This is a genomic window from Streptomyces sp. NPDC001153, assembly GCF_053598315.1.
In genome coordinates this window covers 64,888-84,446 of the sequence record NZ_JBSFJZ010000034.1, presented here as the reverse complement: position 1 = coordinate 84,446, position 19,559 = coordinate 64,888, and the positions used below count along the sequence as shown (strand labels likewise).

The window sequence follows — 19,559 nt, the reverse complement described above, 5'->3', positions numbered from 1 at the left end:
CCGCGTCAGCTGAAGCGCTGCCGGCTCAGAGCGTCCCGTGCGGTGGCGACCGCGTCCGGCGTCATCCCTCCGATCTGCACGGTCAGTTCGAGCCTCTCGCCGCTCTCCTTCTCGACGGCGACGACGCCGAGGAGTCCGGAGGAGTCCAGCGTGTAGACGCACTGGATGGGCCAGTTCTCGGGTTTGCCCGGCGGAATGGCCAGGTGCCCCTCGGCGACACAGGTGTTGTGTGCCAGCTCCTCGGACTCCTCCACGCCCGCCTGCTCCATCACGCGGATGCGCACGCTGCGCTGCCCCGCGTGCGTGGTGTAGAACTCGTCGGTCACCGACACGGGCAGGGGGTCGTTGGCGTGCACCAGGTGGAAGACGTAGCGCCGGTCCGTGGTCCGCTCCACGAGCTGGATGCCATAGCCGCGCGAGGCCACGGTGGAGATCTGGTACGGACGGTGCGGCAGCCCCGTCTCCGGCACGTCCGGCACCTGGTCCGCGGGGAGTTCACCGCTGGAGACGATGTACGCGGCCCGGTCCAGCGCGTAGATCGCGGCGCCGCGGGCCACCGCGAGGTCCGGGTTGTGCAGCCTGGGTTCGAAGCCGAACTGGGTGCGCAGGGCCTCGGCCACCGCGGGCATCTTGGTGGCGCCGCCGACCAGCAGCACCTCGTCGAAGTGCGACACCCCGCGCTCGGCGGCCAGTTCGACCGTGCGGCGGGTGATGTCGATGGTGCGGTCGAGCAGGTCGCCGGTGAGTTCCTGGAGCTTCTCCCGGGTCAGCTCCACCGCTTCGACCCTGCCCTGGTGCATGACGCGGACGGTGTAGCGCTCCCGGAAGGACAGCGCCTTCTTCGCCTCCTCGGCGTCCTTGCGCAGCTGCGTCTCGGACTGGGGGTCGGACAGCGGGTCGTCGACGTCCGGGAAGCGCTCGCGGAACCGCTCCACCAGGTGCACGACGATACGGTCGTCGAAGTCGCTGCCGCCCAGCTCCTTGGCACCGTCCGTGCACAGCACGGTCAGCTCGCGCCCGCGCAGGGTGAGCACGGTGGTGTCGAAGGTGCCGCCGCCCAGGTCGTACACGAGGATGGCCCGGTCCCCGCGCTCCTCGTCTCCGTCCAGGGCCCCGTAGTCGAGCGCGGCCGCGACGGGCTCGGCGACGACGTCGAGAACACGCAGGCCGGCGATCTCGCCCGCCTTGCGGGTGGCGTCCCGCTCCGCGAGCCCGAAGTAGGCGGGCACGCTGATCACCACGTCGCGCGCTTCCTCACCGCCGGCGGCCTTCGCGTCCTCGACGAGTTTGCGCAGGATGCGCGCGGAGATCTCCTCGGGTGTGTAGGTGCGGCCGTGGAACTCGCGCGGCACCACATCGCCCATGTCCCGCTTGATGAGCTGTACGACGTGGTCGGGGTCGAGGACGGTGGCGTCCTTGGCGCTCTGTCCCACGACGACGCTGTCGGTGCTCTCGAAGTAGACGACGGACGGCGTGGTGTCCGCCCCTTCGAGGTTGCGCAGCACGGTCGGTCTGCCGACGTCGTCGATCCGTGCGACGCAGGAGTAGGTGGTCCCCAGGTCGATGCCGTACACGGCCATACGGTCTCCCGCCACCGGGACGGCCGCGCTCGCAGCCGTCCCGTCTGCTGTTCGTCAGTTGTCCTGGTAAGTCGTGCCCTGAGAGCCCGGCGGAGAAGCCGACGTTCACGAGGCCTCCGGTTCCCACCGGGAAACCACGACGTCGGCCTTGCGTACGACCCGTTCCCCCTGGACGAATCCGGCCGCCACGACGTGTGCCACCGTCCGGTCCGCCTCGGGACCTTCGGCGGCGACGCGGCCCACCGGACGGTGCAACGCCATGTCGAATGCCTCGCCGGACCGGGGGACGTACCGCTCCACGCCGGTCCTGCCCACGGTGTCCGCCGCCTCGTCGGCCAGCGCGGTCAGCAGGGCACGCAGCTCCTCGACGCCGAGCGGCCCGGTGACGTGTTCCGCCTGGCGCAGGATCTGGTCGTGGAGCCGGATCAGGGAGTGGCGCACCAGGTCGAGCGCCATTTCCATCTCGCCCCGGCGCAGCCGCTCGACCTCGTCGTGCAGCCTGGTCACGACCTCCTCGCGGCGTTCGGCGAGCTGTTGCTGACGAGCGAGCGCAGCGGTGAACTCACTTGCGAGCGCACAGGGTTCGACTCGTTCCGACACGTCGCTCACACTAGACCACGGGGGCACGACGCGTCAGCCGAGGCTGTCACGACCGTCCACCGCGTCAGCCACCGAGATTGATGGAGCCGTGAACGTCCCGCGCCTGGACGACAGTGCTCTGAGTGCCCCCGGAGATCGTGTTGTGCACATCGCCCGCGCCGGTCCGGGTCCCCTCCAGGGCTTCGGCCTCCCGCCGCCAGGCCGCGAGTGCCTGGGCGAACGCGGGGTCCTGCCGGGCGCGGCGAGCCAGTACCTCGGCCAGCTCGGCAGCACGCTCCGCGCTGTCAGGCGCCTCGGCGAGGGCGGTCAACTCGCGCTGGTCGCTCGGCTCCGCTCCCGAATGCCGTCGTCTGACCAGATCCCGCAGGGACGTCCAGATCTGCTCCCCCGCCGCACCCGCGGTTCCGCTGGCCAGGGCCATCAGCAGTTCGGGGGCAATCAGGTCCACGAGGCCCTCCACCGTTTCCCACACACAGGTCGTGGATCGAGCGTAAGGCACGGTGGGCCCGCGGAGACCCGATTCCGGGAATCCCGCCGTCGCATGCTCAACTCCGCGCAGCAGGCGGGCGGTTCGCTCGGACCGTCCATCCTGACGACGCCGTCTGGTTCGGCCGCCGAGGACGGGACGAAGAAGCAGTCGCCGAAGCTCCTCGCCCACGGCATCTCCACCCCCTCCGAACCGTCACTCTCCACCTGTCCGTCGGCCCTCCGCCGCAGGCCGCGGCGTACGGCGGACATGGGAGGAACGCGCGACGGTCACGGAGAGTTCCCGGCGGGCACGGAGTGTTTCCAAGTCCCCTACGCCCGTCAGAGCCCGGTCGGCACCCAGTCCGGCAGCGCCTCGGAGCGTTCCGCCCACTTGGCGGGCGGCGTCCCCGCCTTGCCGGAGGCGAGCACACCGCCCACGATCGCGCAGGTCGTGTCCACATCGCCGCCGACCCCGGCCGTGGTCCAGAAGGCCGCCTCGTAGTCGCCCAGACTCCGCGCGGCGGACCAGAGGGCGAAAGGAACGGTGTCGTGGGCGGTCGTACGGCGTCCGCAGCCCAGCACCGCCGCGACCGTGCCCGCGTCGTCGTAGTCGAGCATGTCCCGGGCGCGCCGGAGCCCCTGGCCGACGGCGCTCTTCGGCACCAGGGCGATGACGCCGTCGAGGAGCGCCTCGGGGCTGGGCGGGCCGTCCGGCGAGCCGGCCAGCGCCGCCGCGGCGGCCACGGCCATGGCGCCGACGACGGCCTCACGGTGCTGGTGGGTGGGGTAGGCCGAGATCTCCGCCTGGTGGGTCGCCTGCTCCGGATCGTCCGCGTACCAGGCGCCCAGCGGCGCGATCCGCATCGCCGCTCCGTTGCCCCAGGAGCCCCGTCCGTTGAACAGCGCGGCGGCCAGTTCACGCCAGTCCTCGCCCTCCCGGACGAGTCTCAGCAGCCGGTTGACGGCGGGGCCGTAACCCCGGTCGAAGTCGTGGTGCTCGGCGAAGGAGCGGGCCAGTGCGTCCTGGTCGATGCGCCCGTGGGCGGCCAGGACGGCGACCACGGAGCAGGCCATCTCGGTGTCGTCCGTCCACTGCCAAGGCCCCGCGGGCAGCTCGCGCCGCTTCAGCAGGGGGTAGTTCGCCGGGACGAAGAACTGGGATCCGAGGGCGTCCCCCACGGCCAGTCCGTGCAGGCTCGACAGGGCGCGCTCCAGGCGCCCGGAGGAAGAGGAGTCAGCGGTCATCGCTCTGCCACTCTATCCGTTCACCCAGTACGGCACCGGCTTCCGCCAGCGCTCGAAAGGCCGGTCGAGCGTGTACTTGCCGTCGTCCCCCAGAACGAGCATCCGCATCTCGGCGTTCCCGGGGTTCGACAGTGACTCGAATTCCGCGACCGTCCAGTGGAACCAGCGCATGCAGAACAGCCGCATCGCGAGTCCGTGTGTCACGAGGAGCACGTTCGGCGGGTGGTCCGGGGCCTCGAAGCTGCGGAACAGGCTCTCCAGGAAGCCGCCGACCCGGTCGTACACGTCGGCGCCGGACTCGCCCTGCGGGAACCGGAAGAAGAAGTGGCCGTACGCGTCGCGGTAGGCCTTCTGCAGGCGCACGTCGTCGCGGTCCTGCCAGTTGCCCCAGTCCTGTTCGCGCAGCCTCGGCTCCTCCCGGACCCGTATGAGGTCGGGGTCGAGGTGGAAGGCGCGGAGCGTCTCGTGCGTCCGGCGGTACGGGGAGACGTACACGCTCACGCGTTCCCGGCCGAAGACCTCCCGGAGCTCCTTGCCGGTCTCCTCCGCCTGCCGCCGGCCGCGCTCGGTCAGCGCGAGAGCGTGGTCGGGCTCGCGCTCGTACACGGAGTCGTCGACGTTGCCCGTGGACTCGCCGTGCCGGACAAGGACGATGCGCCGTGGTCGTGCCATGCCAGAACCCTAGATCGAGCGGGGGAGAGTCGAGCACTCGTACGGGCTCCATACGGCGTAGGTCACACGAATCCCGTCTCCAGGGCCGTCCCGGACGCCATGACCCGCACCTCAGGACCGGTAAGTCTGCCATTCAAACGTACGACGGTGGTCTCAGACCGTCCAGGACGGCTCCAGCTCCACGATGTCACCGGAGAGCGCCGCCACGTCGGCCTCGGTCTGGGCACGCAGCGCGAGGCGTTCCACGCGCTCGGTGCGGTACTTGCCGTGCTCGGCCGCCGCCCGCCACATCGACAGGACCAGGAACTCATGCCCGGGCGCCTCGGCGAACATCCCGCGGATCATGCCGGGCGAACCGGCCATCGCCGGGTTCCAGACCTTCTCCTGCATGAGCGTGAAGTGCTCGACACGCTCCTCGTGGACCCGGCACAGGGCCACCCGGATCAGGTCGGAGTCGGTGAACCGCGGCTCGAAGCCCGTCTTCACATCGAAGCGGTACTCGAACAGCTTGACCTGCGCGTCCTTGAACGTGCCGGACTGGGTGGCCGCCAGGCGGTCGTGCGAGCGGGCCATGAAGGAGTCGTAGAAGGCACGGCTCTCCCAGAAGGCGAAGATGTGCGCCACTCCCGGCCGCTGCCGGCTCCAGCCTCCACCCTGCCCCCGGAAACCCGGCTCCCCCGGAAGCCCCGCCCATTTCCGCTGCCCCCGCTCGAAACCGCGGCGGTCCACCACGGTGCAGCGAATCCACTTGACCAGCACCGCGCCATCGTAAGGCCACGGGACGTGGCGTCGGTCACGCTCCGGCGGAGATCGCCCGCGCACGCGCCCCGCGCGCGTGGCACGATGGACAAGGAGCCCTGACTGCACCCGAGTTGGGGAGTGAGGCAACCACCCGGGGGAAGGGGAAGCCTGTTGACCGGCTTCAGCAAGGGAATCACCAAGGTCGAGGTCGGGCTCAAGTGGGACCCCAGTCCTGCGGGCCGGCCTCCCACCGATCTCGACCTCGTCGCCGCGACGTTCCTGTCGGGCGACCCGTACGGGACCCCGGCCTATCTGGTGCACTTCGACAGCCGTTCACCGGACGGCACGATCTTCCTCAACCGGGACAGCACCGACGGCAGGGGCTTCGGCTGGGACGAGGTCATGACGCTGGAGCTGGACCGGCTCGACGCCCGGTACGCGCGCGTGGTGGTCGGTGTCGTCATCCAACAGCGGTCCGGCCACAGGACCTTCGCGGGCGTGCTGAATCCGGCCATGCGCATCCGGGAGGACCGCTACACCGTGCTCGCCCAGGACGACTTCGCCTCGGTCCTCGGGGCGACGGCGGCCACCATCGCGGAATTCGTCCGTGACGCCGACGGGGAGTGGATCTTCCGTCCCGGCGTGCACGGCTTCGAGGAGGACCCGGCGACCTTCACCCGGGTCATGGGCAGAGCCCGATAGCGGTAAGGGGCGCCGGCCCATGGCCGGCGCCCCTTACCTCACTTCAGGAACCGCGCGTCGTCAGCTGCAGCCGCTGGTCGAGCCGCAGCCCTCGCAGATGTAGCAGGACCCGGCCCGCTGCATCTTCGTGCCGCAGGAGAAGCACAGCGGGGCGTCGGCCTGGATGCCCAGCTGCATCTCCACCAGCTCGGCGCTGGTGTGGGCCTGCTTCGGGGCGGGCTTGGCCGCCTCGGACTCGGCCTTCGGCGTGGCGACCGCCTTCAGCTCCTGCGCCCGCGGCGCGGACTGGGCGAGGCCCTCGACGTCGACCTCGTCGTCGTCCATGGACTGCTCGTAGGAACCGGTCTCCAGGTGCCGCTGACGCTCCTCGGCGGAGTGGATGCCGAGCGCGGAGCGGGTCTCGAAGGGCAGGAAGTCCAGCGCCAGGCGGCGGAAGATGTAGTCGACGATCGACTGCGCCATCCGCACGTCCGGGTCGTCGGTCATGCCGGCCGGCTCGAAGCGCATGTTGGTGAACTTCGAGACGTACGTCTCCAGCGGCACGCCGTACTGGAGGCCGACGGAGACCGCGATGGAGAAGGCGTCCATCATGCCCGCGAGGGTCGAGCCCTGCTTGGACATCTTCAGGAACACCTCGCCGAGACCGTCGTCCGGGTAGGAGTTGGCGGTCATGTAGCCCTCGGCGCCACCGACCGTGAAGGACGTGGTGATCCCCGGGCGGCCCTTGGGGAGGCGCTTGCGGACGGGACGGTACTCGATGACCTTCTCGACCGTCTCACGGATGGTGGCCTCGGCCTTCTCCGTGACCTCGGCCTTCTCCTTCTCCTTGGTCTTGGCGGAGAGCGGCTGGCCGACCTTGCAGTTGTCGCGGTAGATCGCGAGCGCCTTGACGCCCAGCTTCCAGGCCTCGAAGTAGATCTCCTCGACCTCCTCGACGGTGGCCGTCTCCGGCATGTTGACCGTCTTGGAGATGGCGCCGGAGATCCACGGCTGGATCGCGGCCATCATGCGGACGTGGCCCATCGGGGAGATGGCGCGCTCGCCCATGGCGCAGTCGAACACCTCGTAGTGCTCGTGCTTCAGGCCGGGGGCGTCGATCACGTTGCCGTGCTCGGCGATGTGGGCGACGATCGCCTCGATCTGCTCCTCCTGGTAGCCCAGGCGGCGCAGGGCCTGCGGGACGGTGCCGTTGACGATCTGCATCGAGCCGCCGCCGACCAGCTTCTTGAACTTCACCAGAGCCAGGTCGGGCTCGACGCCGGTGGTGTCGCAGGACATCGCGAGGCCGATGGTGCCGGTCGGGGCGAGAACGGATGCCTGGGAGTTACGGAAACCGTTCTTCTCACCGAGACGGACGACGTCCTGCCAGGCCTCCGTGGCGGCGGCCCACACCGGGGTGTCCAGGTCGTCCATGCGGACGGCCGCGCCGTTGGCGTCGGCGTGCTGCTTCATGACGCGCTGGTGGGCGTCGGCGTTGCGGGCGTAGCCGTCGTACGTGCCGACGACCGCGGCCAGCTCGGCGGAGCGGCGGTAGGCGGTACCCGTCATCAGGGAGGTGATGGCACCGGCGAGGGCGCGGCCGCCGTCGGAGTCGTAGGCGTGGCCGGTGGCCATCAGCAGGGCGCCGAGGTTGGCGTAGCCGATGCCGAGCTGGCGGAACGCGCGCGTGTTCTCGCCGATCTTCTGGGTCGGGAAGTCCGCGAAGCAGATCGAGATGTCCATCGCGGTGATGACCAGCTCGACGACCTTCTGGAAGCGCTCGGTCTCGAAGGACTGGCTGCCCTTGCCGTCGTCCTTCAGGAACTTCATCAGGTTCAGCGAGGCCAGGTTGCAGGACGTGTTGTCCAGGTGCATGTACTCGCTGCACGGGTTCGACGCGGTGATCCGGCCGGACTCGGGGCAGGTGTGCCAGTTGTTGATGGTGTCGTCGTACTGGATGCCCGGGTCGGCGCAGGCCCACGCGGCCTCGGCGATCTTGCGGAACAGCGCCTTGGCGTCGACCTCCTCGATGACCTCACCGGTCATGCGGGCGCGCAGGCCGAACCTGTCGCCCTCCTCGACCGCCTTCATGAACTCGTCGTTCACACGGACCGAGTTGTTGGCGTTCTGGTACTGGACGGAGGTGATGTCCTCGCCGCCCAGGTCCATGTCGTAGCCCGCGTCGCGCAGGACGCGGATCTTCTCCTCCTCCTTGACCTTGGTCTCGATGAAGTCCTCGATGTCGGGGTGGTCGACGTCGAGCACGACCATCTTGGCGGCGCGGCGGGTGGCACCGCCGGACTTGATGGTGCCGGCGGAGGCGTCGGCGCCGCGCATGAAGGAGACCGGACCGGAGGCGTTGCCGCCGGAGGACAGCAGCTCCTTGGAGGAGCGGATGCGGGAGAGGTTCAGGCCGGCACCGGAGCCGCCCTTGAAGATCATGCCCTCTTCCTTGTACCAGTCGAGGATCGACTCCATGGAGTCGTCGACGGACAGGATGAAGCAGGCGGAGACCTGCTGGGGCTGCGGGGTGCCCACGTTGAACCAGACGGGGCTGTTGAAGCTGAAGATCTGGTGCAGGAGGGCGTAGGCCAGCTCGTGCTCGAAGATCTCGGCGTCGGCGGGCGAGGCGAAGTACCTGTGGTCCTCGCCGGCCTTCCGGTACGTCTTCACGATGCGGTCGATCAGCTGCTTGAGGCTGGTCTCGCGCTGCGGGGTGCCGACGGCACCTCGGAAGTACTTGCTGGTGACGATGTTGACCGCGTTCACCGACCAGAAGTCGGGGAACTCGACGCCACGCTGCTCGAAATTGACCGAGCCGTCGCGCCAGTTGGTCATGACGACGTCACGGCGCTCCCACGACACCTCGTCGTACGGGTGCACGCCGGGGGTGGTGTGGATGCGCTCGATACGCAGCCCCTTGGTGGCCTTGGCGCCCTTGGCTCGGGAACCTCGTGCCGGACCGCTCGCCGTCTCTGTCATGCCGCCTCCCTGTACGGGCAAAAACGCCCTGAAGTGCCCCGTTTGTTCCCGTGGCACGGTGTTCTGTCTTGTGTTGCGGGCACCCTCAGCTGCCACCCGCAACAGGTCTTCGGTCGCCGCCTTCCGGCCGGAACCCGTCTCTCCTCCGGATTCCGGCCCGCCGGTCAGTCGGCGGCGTGGGCGGGCACGGGGACCTCAGTGGTCCCGCCGGGCCCGCGTTCGTCTTCCTGGCCCCCCGCTCCCGCGTCTTCCTCGTCCGCGGCGGGGCCTCGCGTCGTCTCCCTCAGCTCCGCGATGGCGGCCTCGAAGTCCTCGAGCGAGTCGAACGCCCGGTAGACGGAGGCGAATCGCAGATAGGCGACGAGGTCGAGCTCCTGCAACGGGCCGAGTATGGCCAGCCCGACGTCGTGGGTGGTCAGCTCGGCGCTTCCGGTGGCCCGCACCGCCTCCTCGACCCGCTGGCCGAGCTGGGCGAGTGCGTCCTCGGTGACAGGCCGTCCCTGGCATGCCTTGCGCACGCCGTTGATGACCTTGGTACGACTGAAAGGCTCGGTGACCCCGGACCGCTTGATCACCATGAGTGAGCAGGTCTCCACGGTCGTGAAACGACGGGAGCAGTCGGGGCACTGGCGGCGCCTGCGGATCGACGTGCCGTCGTCGGTCGTACGACTGTCGACCACGCGGCTGTCGGGGTGCCTGCAGAAGGGGCAGTGCATGATCTCCAACCCTCCTCACAGCAGACTCAAAAACCTCATCGGGCCACAGGGGCCCCGTGAAGCAGCCCTAAGCATAGGCGATCGCAGAGCCGCCTCAGACCGGGGGGACCACAACTTCTGGGCCGGTGTAGCCATCCAACCACTAGATGTGGGGATTGGCTCATACATCAAGGCCAACTCGCGTGTCGCGAGGAACGAAAGCGGACGCCCGGGACACCGAGGGCCTGCGGAGACACGCGGGCGCAGAGGCGTATCGCTGTGCGACTTACGGAGATACCGTGGGCGCCGCACGGAGGACGCGTGGGACTCCGGCACAGAAGGGCCCCGGAACCCGGACGAGCAGGTTCCGGATGGCAGACTGGGGCGGCGGCCCACAAGGTCGGCGACCCCGGCGGGGAAGAGTACAACAATGGGCGCTTTTGCCCGCCAGGTGGCGCGTCAGCAATACACCCAGACACGTGATCGCGTCAGGTGAATCGCACTTTTTCACTCGAACGTGTGTTTGGCGCAACCTTTCGAAAGCAACTACCGTTGTCCAGCAGGGAGACCATCGAGAGGGGCCGACGTGACCACCACCGCAGACAGTGCCACCATCACCGCCCAGGACCGCTCCCAGGGACGAGTCGAGCCGGTACACGTGATGAACGAAGCCACGAATCCCGAGGGACACAAGCGCTCCCTGCCGGGCCGACCTCCAGGCATCCGGGCGGACAGCTCGGGACTGACCGACCGCCAGCGCCGAGTGATCGAAGTCATCCGGGACTCCGTGCAGCGGCGCGGTTACCCGCCGTCGATGCGGGAGATCGGCCAGGCCGTCGGCCTCTCGAGCACCTCTTCGGTCGCGCATCAGCTGATGGCGCTGGAGCGCAAGGGCTTCCTGCGCCGCGACCCGCACCGCCCGCGCGCCTACGAGGTCCGGGGCTCGGACCAGGCCGTGACCGTGCAGCCCACGGACACCGCCGGCAAGCCCGCCGCGTCGTACGTCCCGCTGGTCGGCCGCATCGCCGCCGGTGGCCCCATCCTCGCGGAGGAGTCCGTCGAGGACGTCTTCCCTCTCCCCCGCCAGCTCGTCGGCGACGGTGAACTGTTCGTCCTCAAGGTCGTCGGCGACTCCATGATCGAGGCAGCCATCTGCGACGGCGACTGGGTCACCGTCCGCCGGCAGCCCGTCGCCGAGAACGGCGACATCGTGGCGGCGATGCTCGATGGCGAAGCCACCGTCAAGCGCTTCAAGCGCGAGGACGGCCATGTCTGGCTCCTCCCGCACAACGCGGCCTACGAGCCGATCCCCGGCGACGACGCGACCATCCTGGGCAAGGTCGTCGCGGTGCTGCGGCGCGTGTGACGCCTGCGGCGAGCGGGCCGTACGGCCGGCTCGCCCCCTGACCGGGCCCCGGAACCCCTGCGCCGGTTCCGGGGTCCTGCTGTGTCCAGGGGGCTGCTCTCTGCTTTCGCATGCGGGGTAGCCTGACCGGCGGCCGGTCAGGCTACCCCGCGATCACTTCGCCTCGGCCTGCTGCGCTTCCGCCGCCTTCGCCGCCGCGTCGATCGCCGCGAGCGACTTGCGCACCTGGTTACGGTCCGTGGTGTACCAGAAGTCGGGCAGTGACGCCTTGAGATAGCCGCCGTACCTCGCGGTGGCCAGTCGCTGGTCCAGTACGGCGACCACGCCCCGGTCTCCCGACGCGCGGACGAGCCGGCCGGCGCCCTGGGCCATGAGCAGGGCCGCATGGGTGGCGGCCACCGCCATGAAGCCGTTGCCGCCCGCGTCCTCCACCGCCTTCTGCCGGGCACTCATCAGCGGATCGTCGGGGCGAGGGAACGGGATCTTGTCCATGACGACCAGCTGACAGCTCGGGCCGGGGACGTCGACGCCCTGCCACAGGGACAGGGTGCCGAACAGGCAGGTCTTCGGGTCGGCCGCGAAGTTCTTGATCAGCTCGCCGAGCGTCTCCTCGCCCTGGAGGAGGATCGGGAACCCGGGAATCCGGGAGCGCAGCTCCTCCGCCGCGAGCTGCGCGGCCCGCATGGACGAGAACAGCCCGAGGGTGCGACCGCCGGCCGCCTGGATGAGTTCCGTCAGCTCGTCGAGCATGTCGGAACGCTCACCGTCACGCGCGGGGCGCGAGAGGTGCTTGGCGACATAGAGGATGCCCTGCCTGGGGTAGTCGAAGGGCGAACCGACATCGACGCCCTTCCACTTCGGCAGGTCCTCGCCCGCGGCACCCTCCGGGCCCAGGCCCAGGGACGCACCGACGCCGTTGAAGTCGCCGCCCAGCTTGAGGGTCGCGGAGGTGAGGACGACGGCGCGGTCGGCGAAGAGCTTCTCCCTGAGCAGGCCCGAGACCGACATGGGAGCGACCCGCAGGGACGCGCCGAAGCGGTCGTGCCGCTCGAACCAGACGACATCCCATTCCGAGCCGTTCAGGACTCGCTCCGCCACGTCGTGCACCGTCTCCACCGAGGCCAGCGCCTGTTTGCGGACCGCGTCCTCGTCCTGCACCGACTTGTCACGTGTGGCACCGATGGCGGAGATGACCGTGCGGGCCGCGTCCCGCAGCGCCATCAGCGCGTAGCCGAGGTCTTCCGGGATCTCCTCCAGACGGCCCGGCAGGGCCAGCTCCATCAGCCGCTCGAAGCCCTCGGCGGCGGTCTGGAGCTGATCGGCGGCCTTCTCGTTCACCAGCTTGGCGGCCCGGCGCACCGCACGGTTGACCTGGCCGGGCGTGAGCTCGCCGGTCGCGACGCCGGTGACCCGGGAGACGAGCTCGTGAGCCTCGTCCACGATCAGCACCTCGTGCTGCGGCAGCACCGGCGCACCCTCGATGGCGTCGATGGCGAGCAGCGCGTGGTTCGTGACCACGACCTCGGCGAGCTTGGCACGCTCGCGGGCCGTCTCCGCGAAGCACTCCGCGCCGTACGCGCACTTCGACGCGCCCAGGCACTCCCGCGACGACACCGACACCTGCGCCCAGGCGCGGTCCGACACGCCCGGAGTGAGGTCGTCCCGGTCGCCGGTCTCCGTCTCGTCCGACCAGTCCCGCAGCCGCAGGAGGTCCTGGCCCAGCTTGCTGGTGGGCGCGGCGGCCTCGAACTGGTCGAAGAGTCCGTCTTCCTCGTCCTGCGGCATGCCCTCGTGCAGGCGGTGCAGGCAGAGATAGTTCGACCGGCCCTTGAGCATCGCGAACTCCGGGCGGCGGCGCAGCAGCGGGTGCAGGGCCTCCACCGTGCGCGGCAGGTCGCGCTCCACGAGCTGGCGCTGGAGTGCGAGCGTGGCCGTCGCGACGACCACTCTTTCCCCGTGCGCGAGCGCGGGCACGAGATAGCCGAGCGACTTTCCGGTGCCGGTGCCGGCCTGGACCAGCAGGTGGGATCCGTCGTCGATCGCCTCGGCGACCGCTTCGGCCATGGTCACCTGGCCGGGGCGCTCCGTGCCGCCGACGGCTGTGACGGCGGCATGCAGGAGTTCGGGGAGGGAGGGCTTCGTCATAGCCCGACCACCCTACGGCCCGGCACCGACAAAGGTGCGGTCAAGCGGGTGAGGGAGGGCGGGATCACGGCCTGGCTCCTGAGGGAAATGGGCTTCGGAAATTTCTCGGAACGCGGGAACTCCGCCGCCCCGCGCTTCGTACTACATGTGAACGCGCAGTCACACGGCGCTACATCACATCGCGCAGGACTCGGTCCCGGATCATGAGGGCGGCCCGCTTGCCGGGCAGGTCGACCTCGTCCGCGTACCGGAAGCCGGCGCTCAGGAACGCCGCGACGGAGGGGGTGTTGCGAAGATCGGGTTCCGCTACGACCCGTGCGCACGCGGGGCGCCGGTCGAGGATCAGGTCGGCTACGGCTCGGAGCAGGGCGGATCCCATCCCCCGCCCTCGATCCCCCGCCGCGCCGACGAGCAGGTGGATCCCGGTGTCATGGGGACGGGCCGGGTAGTGGCGGGCCAGTGGATCCAGGTCCGCCCGGTAGATCTCCCAGTAGCTCATCGGTGTGCCGTCCAGTACGCCGAGGCACGGCATGCTGCGTCCGTCGCCGGCCAGTTGGGCGCGCAGGTGGTCCTCCGTCCGGTTCCGGGGCCCGGCCAGCTCCCAGTACTCCGCGACGCAAGGGTCGTTCATCCAGCGATGGATGAGCGGCAGGTCTTCATCGAGGCGGACAGGAGCCAGTTGGAAGGAGCCGAAACGAGTGACCAGGGGGCCCCAGGTGTGAAGTTGGTCCAGGAGGCAGGAGGTGCCTGCGGCGAAGAGCGCGAGGTACTCGGCGGGCAGATGCAGGTCCAGCGTGTCCTCGCAGTCCCCCTCGTCGTCCTCGATGGCGAACCCGGTGAACGGGGCCCCACGGGTACCCATGCCGTCCGCTCGGGGGCCAAGGGTGCTCCCCCACGCCCGGCTTCGCTCGCGCGGGGGCGCCCCCACGTGGGCGGGGGCGCCCGGATCGGCGGGGGCGCCCGGATGCGCAGGGCCGGGGCCGGGGCCGGTGTTCGCGTCGGTGGGAGGCATGGTGCGCTCCTCTCAGGAGACGGGGTGGGTCATGGTCCTCGGAAGTGCGGGGCGAAGGTGCGATGCGTTCAGGAATGAAGGGGGTTGGCGATGGTGACGTAGACGGACTGGGTGTCGACCGGGCCGACGAGTTCGTCGAGGCCGTGCAGCCGGGTCAGCAGGTTGGCCTTGCAGCGCAGCACGGGTGAGTCGAGCAGGTGGCGGGGCAGGGCGGTGCGCAGGGCGTCGGGTCCTGCGGCGGCATCGGTCAGAAAGCGGCGGAAGGCCGCGAGGAGGAGTCGTTCGTCGGCCAGGCCTTGCGAGCCGAACGCACCGATCAGGCCCAGTACGTTGTTGATGGCGAGGTAGTAGGCGAAGCGTTCGTCGGCGACCTCGTCGGAGACGAAGGTGTCGGTGCGCTCGCCGATACCGGGCAGCCGGGCGTCCAGTTCGGCCCGCCGGGACTCGCGGAAGTAGTAGCCCTGGTTGTCGCGGTAGTAGCCGCCGGCGGGCCAGCCATGGCCGTCGAGCAGCAGCAGGGTGTTCTGCTGGTGTGCTTCGAGGGCGATGCCGGCCTCGCTGTCCAGCCAGAGCACGGGGCGGACGACCTGCTCCAGGTAGCGCAGGAACCACTCCGCGGCAACGGCTCCGACGGGCCGCCCGGTGCGTGCGGCGAGCCTCGCCACGAGCTCGGCCAGCCGGGAGCGCATGGGCCAGGCCGCCTGCTGGACCGAGGAGTCGCCGCCGGGTTCGGGAGCGGGCCGGGGCGAGACGAGTCCGGCGACACAGCCGGCGTCGTCGGCCGGACCGAACGGGTTGTGCCTGATCACCACGTCGAGTCCGGGCACGGGCCGGCCGTCCGGGTCGTCGACGGCGAGCCAGGCCGGGTCGCGGACGATGTCGAAGCAGGGGTGTACGGCCTGCCATTGCCTGGACAGCCCGGTGCGCAGCAACCGGTGCACCTCGACTCCTCGACGGAGTTCCTTGCGCAGGTTCTCCCGGCGGGAGTTGGTGATGCGCAGGCCCAGCGACAGTTTGAGCATCGCGGGGGCCCCGGATCGGTGGACCGTGCGCACGGAGGAGGTGGGATGCCAGCCGGTGCCGAGGGGACCGAGGTCCCGGAGGAGACCGGAGTCGAGCAGGGCGGCGACGGGTTCGCGATGGCCCAGTTCGCGGGCCTGCCACGGGTGCAGGGGGAGGGCGGCATGCCCGTCGGGCACGGGGAGGTCGGTTTCGGCGAGGCGTCGGGTGAGGTGGTCGGCGGGAACGGGACGACCGCGCTCGGTCCAGGCCGAGTCGGTGGCCAGGAGAGAGGGGGCGACAGCCATCCAGTGCAGGGGGAAGGATCCGCGCAACTCCGGTGAGTAGAGGCGGGCTTCTGCCTCGGTCAGGCCTTCCCGGCTTTTGGGGGTCGGGTGCAGGGGATGGCCGAGGAGGAGGGCCTGCTCGGCGGAGAGGAAGAGGTCGGGGGTGTCGGTGGGGTGCTCGCGCCGGTCGCGGATGAAGGTCGCGGTGCGGCGGAGGGAGTCGGCCACCCTGGCCACGAGATCGCCTGCGCCGTGCGGGTCGGCTGCGCTGCAGGTCTGGGCGCGGGAGGTGCTGCCGGTGTCACCGGGTGACTCCCGGGCGAGCAGCGCCGCCAAGGTGACGGCGTCGACGGCCGGGGCGGCGTCGGATGCGCTGGTCAGGCGTGGTGGACCGAAGCGGTGTGCGCCGGTCGGTGACCAGTAGCGGACGGGCACGAGCAGGGAGGTGCCGCTGGCCGGAAGCGGGAGGCGGAGGGTGCCACCGGTGGGGGCGGCGAGGTTGGTCTCGCGTGCCCAGCAGCGCAGCAGGTTCTCCACGGCGGCGGCCTGGGCCGCGATGTGCGGGTCGGGATGTTCCAGCAGGTCGGCGCCGGGCTCGGTCACCCGGGTGAGATCCGCGGTGCGCCTCTTCTGCGGGGGAACGGACTCGGCCAGCGGCACGGCAGAGGCCGGGGTGGCGGAGTCTCCCTGCTCGTCGGGAGCGCCGGAGCTGCCGTCGGGAGGGGGAGTGGCGTTCATGACGGCTCCTCGTGGCCGGCTGGGGTGGTGCTGGGCTCGTGCCGTCGCTCGGGCGCCGTTCCTTCGTGGCCGATGGTCGCCTCGGCGGCGTCGGCGGTTGGCCTGGCCGGGCCGAAGGGCCGGGGCGGCGGGGAGAGCGGGCTCGGGCGAGAGGGCTGTGGGTGTGTCATGGGAGGCCGTTTCGGCCTGACGTCCTTGGAGCGGGGTGCAGTGGGATGGCGAACGGCAGTGGTGCAAAGGCTGATTCCGGCTTCGAGGGCCGGGCGGTGGGGGTGCGGGCCTCAGCCCGTGCGGCGGCCGGGTCCGTGGTGTCTGTCGTGGTGTGCGCCGTGCTCTTCGTGACCGCGGGCGACCGCGGCCACCGCGTCCGACAGGCGGTCCAGAACGGCCGCCGCCTGCTCGTCGCTGATCGTGAGCGGGGGCAGCAGCCGGACCACGGCCGAGTGGCGGCCGCCGAGTTCGACGATCAGGCCGCGTTCGAGGCACTCCCGCTGTACGGCCACGGCGAGTTCGGGCGCGGCCGGGTGCGGGGCGGGGGTGGCCTCCGGATCCGTGGCCGCGGCGTGGTGGTCGAGGGGCTGGGGTCCCGGGCCCGCCGGGTCCACCAGCTCGACCCCGATCATCAGTCCGCGCCCCCGTACCTCGCCCACACACGCGAACTGGTCGACAAGTTCACCGAGTTGGCTCAGCATGCGGGCGCCGAGGTCGGCCGCTCGTTCGGCGAGGCCGTTCTCCCGGACGTGGGTGAGGGTCGCGGTGCCCGCGGCCATGGCGAGTTGGTTGCCCCGGAAGGTTCCGGCGTGGGCTCCGGGCTGCCAGACGTCGAGATCCTCGCGGTAGACGATCACGGCCAGCGGGAGGCTGCCGCCGATGGCCTTGGACAGGACCATGACGTCGGGGGTGACGCCACTGTGGTCGACGGCCCAGAAGGTGCCCGTCCTGCCCACTCCGGTCTGGATCTCGTCGGCGATCAGCGGGATGGACCGGTCCGCCGTGAGCCGGCGCATACGGCGCAGCCAGTCGTCCGGGCCGGGAATCACCCCGCCCTCGCCCTGGACGGGTTCCAGGATCATCCCGGCGGGCAGGGGCACGCCCGACTTGGGATCGTCGAGGAGGGACTCGGTCCAGCGGGCGGCGAGTTCGGCGCCACGGGGTCCGCCCACGCCGAAGGGGCAGCGGTAGTCCTGCGGATAGGGCAGGCGGGTGACCTGGACGTCATGGGCTCCGCCGGAGGCGGCCAGGGCGCCGGCTGTCATGCCGTGGTAGGCGCCGGTGAAGGCGAGGATGCCGGTGCGGCCGGTCGCGGCCCGGACCAGTTTGAGGGCGGCTTCGACGGCGTCGGTACCGGCCGGGCCGCAGAACTGGACGCGGGCGCGGTCGGCGAGTCCGGGCGGGAGGGTGCGGAACAGTTCGGTGATGAAGGCGTCCTTCACGGGGGTCGCCAGGTCGAGGACGGAGAGGGGAGCGCCGGAGTCGAGGACCCTGCGGATGGCTTCCAGGACGACCGGATGGTTGTGCCCGAGGGCGAGTGTGCCGGCGCCGGAGAGACAGTCCAGGTAGCGGCGGCCGTCGGCGCCCTCGATGGTGAGCCCTCGTGCCCGGACCGGGACGATGGGCAGGGCCCGGGCATAGGTGCGGGCGGAGGACTCACGCGCCGACTGGCGTCTGAGGATCCCCTCGTGCACCGCACGCGCTTCCCCGTGCCTGCCTCCAGCCATCGACTCCGTAACGGCCACGGCTCGCTGTCCTCCCCGCTGTCCAGAGGCGAGTTGATCCGCGGGGACCGGATACAGGCAGCTGGCCCCCCACCGCTACAACCGTGGACCGTCCGGTGGGTTACGGGTTTACGCGAGATCATTTGTGACGACGGGACGACAGCATGCGCGGCACACCGGGGAGCCGTCTCGGTGAGTGGACGTCAAATCGGGCAATCTGGGGATGACTGGCCTGGTCAGACGGCTTGTAGCCGAACCGTTGCCGTTCCGTCGGAAGTCCCCCACAGCGAGCGCATAGTGTGTGATGCCGTTCCTAGACGGTCGTGAGACCGGCGTGAACTCCTCATGAGTTCACGGCCGGTGGCACGGCCGAAGCGCCGAGTACCTTCACAGCAGGGGGAGTCACACCATGCGATCCATACGGCCGTCGTCCATCGTTCGGCGAGGGAGGGGCCCCCGCCGCACCTCCTCCGCACTGGCGGCCGTCGCCCTCGCCTCGGCCCTGGCACTGACCGCCACCGCCTGCAACGGCGGCGACAAGGCCGACGGCCAGCCGACCGCCTCCGCGACCGCGGCCGGCAGCGGCGACGGAAAGATCAGGATCCCGGACGACCTCAAGCAGAAGCTCAAGGAGCACGGGATCGACATCGACAAGTGGAAGAACGGCGCCTGGGAGAACTGGAACAAGCAGGACTGGCTGCGCGAGGCCAACGACTTCATCAACCCGATCATCAAGGGCCTGTGGGATCCGAGCCGGATGCGCCACGCCAACGACCCGAACAAGGGTGTCAACGACAACGACATCTCCGGTGACCAGGGCGTGACGGACCCGACCCCGCAGCCGGTGAAGGCCCAGGCGGTCGCGCCGCCGTACCACACCGACGCGGCCACCTCGGGCAAGGTGTTCTTCGACTCCCCCGAGGGCCACATGGTGTGCTCGGGCACGGTCGTGGAGGACCCCGCGCACCCGGGCAAGTCCAACCTGGTGTGGACGGCGGGTCACTGTGTGCACGCCGGCAAGAAGGGCGGCTGGTACCGCAACATGGCCTTCGTGCCGTCGTACAACAACTCCGGCAAGTCGGTGGCCCAGCTGCAGAACGCCAGCCGGTCCGAGATCGCCCCGTTCGGCGTCTGGTGGGCCGACGCGGCGCGGACCTCGCAGCAGTGGATCGACCAGGGCGGCGAGACCGGCGGCAACGGTGCCCCGTACGACTTCGCGGTGATCCATGTGACGCCGGAGCAGGGCAACGGCGGCAAGTCGCTGGAGGAGACCGTCGGCGGGGCGCTGCCGGTGAACTTCAACGCTCCGGCGGTGCCGAAGGTCAGCAGCATCACGGCGTCCGGCTACCCGGAGGCGGCTCCGTTCGACGGTCAGCTGCTCTACCAGTGCAAGGACAAGCCGGGTCGGCTGTCCATCGAGCAGTCGGCCCCGACGATGTACCGGATCGGCTGCACGATGACCGCGGGTTCCTCCGGAGGGGGCTGGGTGGAGACCGGTTCCGACGGCAAGCCGGCGCTGGTGTCGAACACGTCGATCGGTCCGGTGACCTCGGGCTGGCTCGCCGGGCCGCGGTTCGGTGACGTGGCCAAGGGTGTGTATCAGTCGGTGAGCAAGAAGTTCGCCGGGCAGTGA

The 19,559-nt window shown here is 70.3% G+C and carries 15 protein-coding genes; 3 read left to right on the top strand and 12 right to left on the bottom strand.

Annotated features, from left to right (window positions below; genetic code table 11):
• Positions 1 to 5 precede the first annotated feature (5 nt).
• The 6 genes from ACWDEN_RS32880 to ACWDEN_RS32855 all read right to left on the bottom strand — a co-directional run bounded on the left by ACWDEN_RS32880 (position 6) and on the right by ACWDEN_RS32855 (position 5,324).
• Positions 6 to 1,580, bottom strand: a complete 1,575-nt coding sequence (locus ACWDEN_RS32880; protein WP_351612442.1) for an Hsp70 family protein — start codon at positions 1,578 to 1,580, stop codon at positions 6 to 8.
• Positions 1,581 to 1,685: 105 nt separating this feature from the next.
• A complete protein-coding gene (locus ACWDEN_RS32875) occupies positions 1,686 to 2,180 on the bottom strand; it encodes a nucleotide exchange factor GrpE (protein ID WP_351612445.1) in 495 nt (164 codons plus the stop codon).
• Between the two features lie 64 nt (positions 2,181 to 2,244).
• Positions 2,245 to 2,628, bottom strand: coding sequence for a hypothetical protein (locus ACWDEN_RS32870; protein ID WP_351612448.1), 384 nt, complete (start codon positions 2,626 to 2,628; stop codon positions 2,245 to 2,247).
• Positions 2,629 to 2,987: 359 nt separating this feature from the next.
• Positions 2,988 to 3,893 carry an ADP-ribosylglycohydrolase family protein gene (locus ACWDEN_RS32865; RefSeq protein ID WP_450861459.1) on the bottom strand — a complete coding sequence of 302 codons (906 nt, stop codon included), beginning with the start codon at positions 3,891 to 3,893 and terminating at the stop codon, positions 2,988 to 2,990.
• 12 nt (positions 3,894 to 3,905) lie between these two features.
• Positions 3,906 to 4,565, bottom strand: coding sequence for a histidine phosphatase family protein (locus ACWDEN_RS32860; RefSeq protein ID WP_351612451.1), 660 nt, complete (start codon positions 4,563 to 4,565; stop codon positions 3,906 to 3,908).
• A gap of 153 nt (positions 4,566 to 4,718) precedes the next feature.
• Positions 4,719 to 5,324, bottom strand: a complete 606-nt coding sequence (locus ACWDEN_RS32855; protein ID WP_351612454.1) for a YdbC family protein — start codon at positions 5,322 to 5,324, stop codon at positions 4,719 to 4,721.
• A gap of 153 nt (positions 5,325 to 5,477) precedes the next feature.
• On the opposite strand from ACWDEN_RS32855, the gene ACWDEN_RS32850 reads away from it, so the two are divergent.
• The gene (locus ACWDEN_RS32850) at positions 5,478 to 6,008 is read left to right on the top strand and encodes a TerD family protein (protein WP_351612456.1); all 531 of its coding nucleotides are present in this window, start codon (positions 5,478 to 5,480) and stop codon (positions 6,006 to 6,008) included.
• Positions 6,009 to 6,068: 60 nt separating this feature from the next.
• Here the strand turns inward: ACWDEN_RS32850 and ACWDEN_RS32845 are convergent, their stop codons facing one another.
• A complete protein-coding gene (locus ACWDEN_RS32845) occupies positions 6,069 to 8,969 on the bottom strand; it encodes a vitamin B12-dependent ribonucleotide reductase (protein ID WP_450861456.1) in 2,901 nt (966 codons plus the stop codon).
• A 164-nt stretch (positions 8,970 to 9,133) separates the two neighbouring features.
• Entirely contained in the window at positions 9,134 to 9,685 is a 552-nt protein-coding gene (nrdR, locus tag ACWDEN_RS32840) for a transcriptional regulator NrdR (RefSeq protein WP_351612461.1), read from the bottom strand.
• A 565-nt stretch (positions 9,686 to 10,250) separates the two neighbouring features.
• Here nrdR and lexA point away from each other — a divergent pair.
• Positions 10,251 to 11,030 carry a transcriptional repressor LexA gene (gene lexA / locus ACWDEN_RS32835; protein ID WP_055710152.1) on the top strand — a complete coding sequence of 260 codons (780 nt, stop codon included), beginning with the start codon at positions 10,251 to 10,253 and terminating at the stop codon, positions 11,028 to 11,030.
• 153 nt (positions 11,031 to 11,183) lie between these two features.
• Here the strand turns inward: lexA and ACWDEN_RS32830 are convergent, their stop codons facing one another.
• The 4 genes from ACWDEN_RS32830 to ACWDEN_RS32815 all read right to left on the bottom strand — a co-directional run bounded on the left by ACWDEN_RS32830 (position 11,184) and on the right by ACWDEN_RS32815 (position 17,929).
• A complete protein-coding gene (locus tag ACWDEN_RS32830) occupies positions 11,184 to 13,175 on the bottom strand; it encodes an ATP-dependent DNA helicase (RefSeq protein ID WP_450861455.1) in 1,992 nt (663 codons plus the stop codon).
• A gap of 169 nt (positions 13,176 to 13,344) precedes the next feature.
• Complete coding sequence (locus ACWDEN_RS32825; RefSeq protein WP_450861453.1) at positions 13,345 to 14,187, bottom strand: GNAT family N-acetyltransferase; 843 nt, start codon at positions 14,185 to 14,187, stop codon at positions 13,345 to 13,347.
• Between the two features lie 68 nt (positions 14,188 to 14,255).
• Complete coding sequence (locus ACWDEN_RS32820) at positions 14,256 to 16,211, bottom strand: IucA/IucC family protein (RefSeq protein ID WP_450861452.1); 1,956 nt, start codon at positions 16,209 to 16,211, stop codon at positions 14,256 to 14,258.
• 281 nt (positions 16,212 to 16,492) lie between these two features.
• Positions 16,493 to 17,929 carry a diaminobutyrate--2-oxoglutarate transaminase family protein gene (locus tag ACWDEN_RS32815; protein WP_450861450.1) on the bottom strand — a complete coding sequence of 479 codons (1,437 nt, stop codon included), beginning with the start codon at positions 17,927 to 17,929 and terminating at the stop codon, positions 16,493 to 16,495.
• 406 nt (positions 17,930 to 18,335) lie between these two features.
• On the opposite strand from ACWDEN_RS32815, the gene ACWDEN_RS32810 reads away from it, so the two are divergent.
• Positions 18,336 to 19,559, top strand: a complete 1,224-nt coding sequence (locus tag ACWDEN_RS32810) for a trypsin-like serine peptidase (protein ID WP_351612472.1) — start codon at positions 18,336 to 18,338, stop codon at positions 19,557 to 19,559.

What these genes read in the sequence shown, in the direction of transcription:
- ACWDEN_RS32865 (WP_450861459.1), bottom strand. Translation starts at nt 3,893, where the DNA reads ATGACCGCTGACTCCTCTTCCTCCGGGCGCCTGGAGCGCGCCCTGTCG.
- ACWDEN_RS32825 (WP_450861453.1), bottom strand. Translation starts at nt 14,187, where the DNA reads ATGCCTCCCACCGACGCGAACACCGGCCCCGGCCCCGGCCCTGCGCAT.
- ACWDEN_RS32815 (WP_450861450.1), bottom strand. Translation starts at nt 17,929, where the DNA reads ATGGCTGGAGGCAGGCACGGGGAAGCGCGTGCGGTGCACGAGGGGATC.
- ACWDEN_RS32845 (WP_450861456.1), bottom strand. Translation starts at nt 8,969, where the DNA reads ATGACAGAGACGGCGAGCGGTCCGGCACGAGGTTCCCGAGCCAAGGGC.
- nrdR (WP_351612461.1), bottom strand. Translation starts at nt 9,685, where the DNA reads ATGCACTGCCCCTTCTGCAGGCACCCCGACAGCCGCGTGGTCGACAGT.
- ACWDEN_RS32810 (WP_351612472.1), top strand. Translation starts at nt 18,336, where the DNA reads ATGCGATCCATACGGCCGTCGTCCATCGTTCGGCGAGGGAGGGGCCCC.
- ACWDEN_RS32830 (WP_450861455.1), bottom strand. Translation starts at nt 13,175, where the DNA reads ATGACGAAGCCCTCCCTCCCCGAACTCCTGCATGCCGCCGTCACAGCC.
- ACWDEN_RS32880 (WP_351612442.1), bottom strand. Translation starts at nt 1,580, where the DNA reads ATGGCCGTGTACGGCATCGACCTGGGGACCACCTACTCCTGCGTCGCA.
- ACWDEN_RS32860 (WP_351612451.1), bottom strand. Translation starts at nt 4,565, where the DNA reads ATGGCACGACCACGGCGCATCGTCCTTGTCCGGCACGGCGAGTCCACG.
- ACWDEN_RS32820 (WP_450861452.1), bottom strand. Translation starts at nt 16,211, where the DNA reads ATGAACGCCACTCCCCCTCCCGACGGCAGCTCCGGCGCTCCCGACGAG.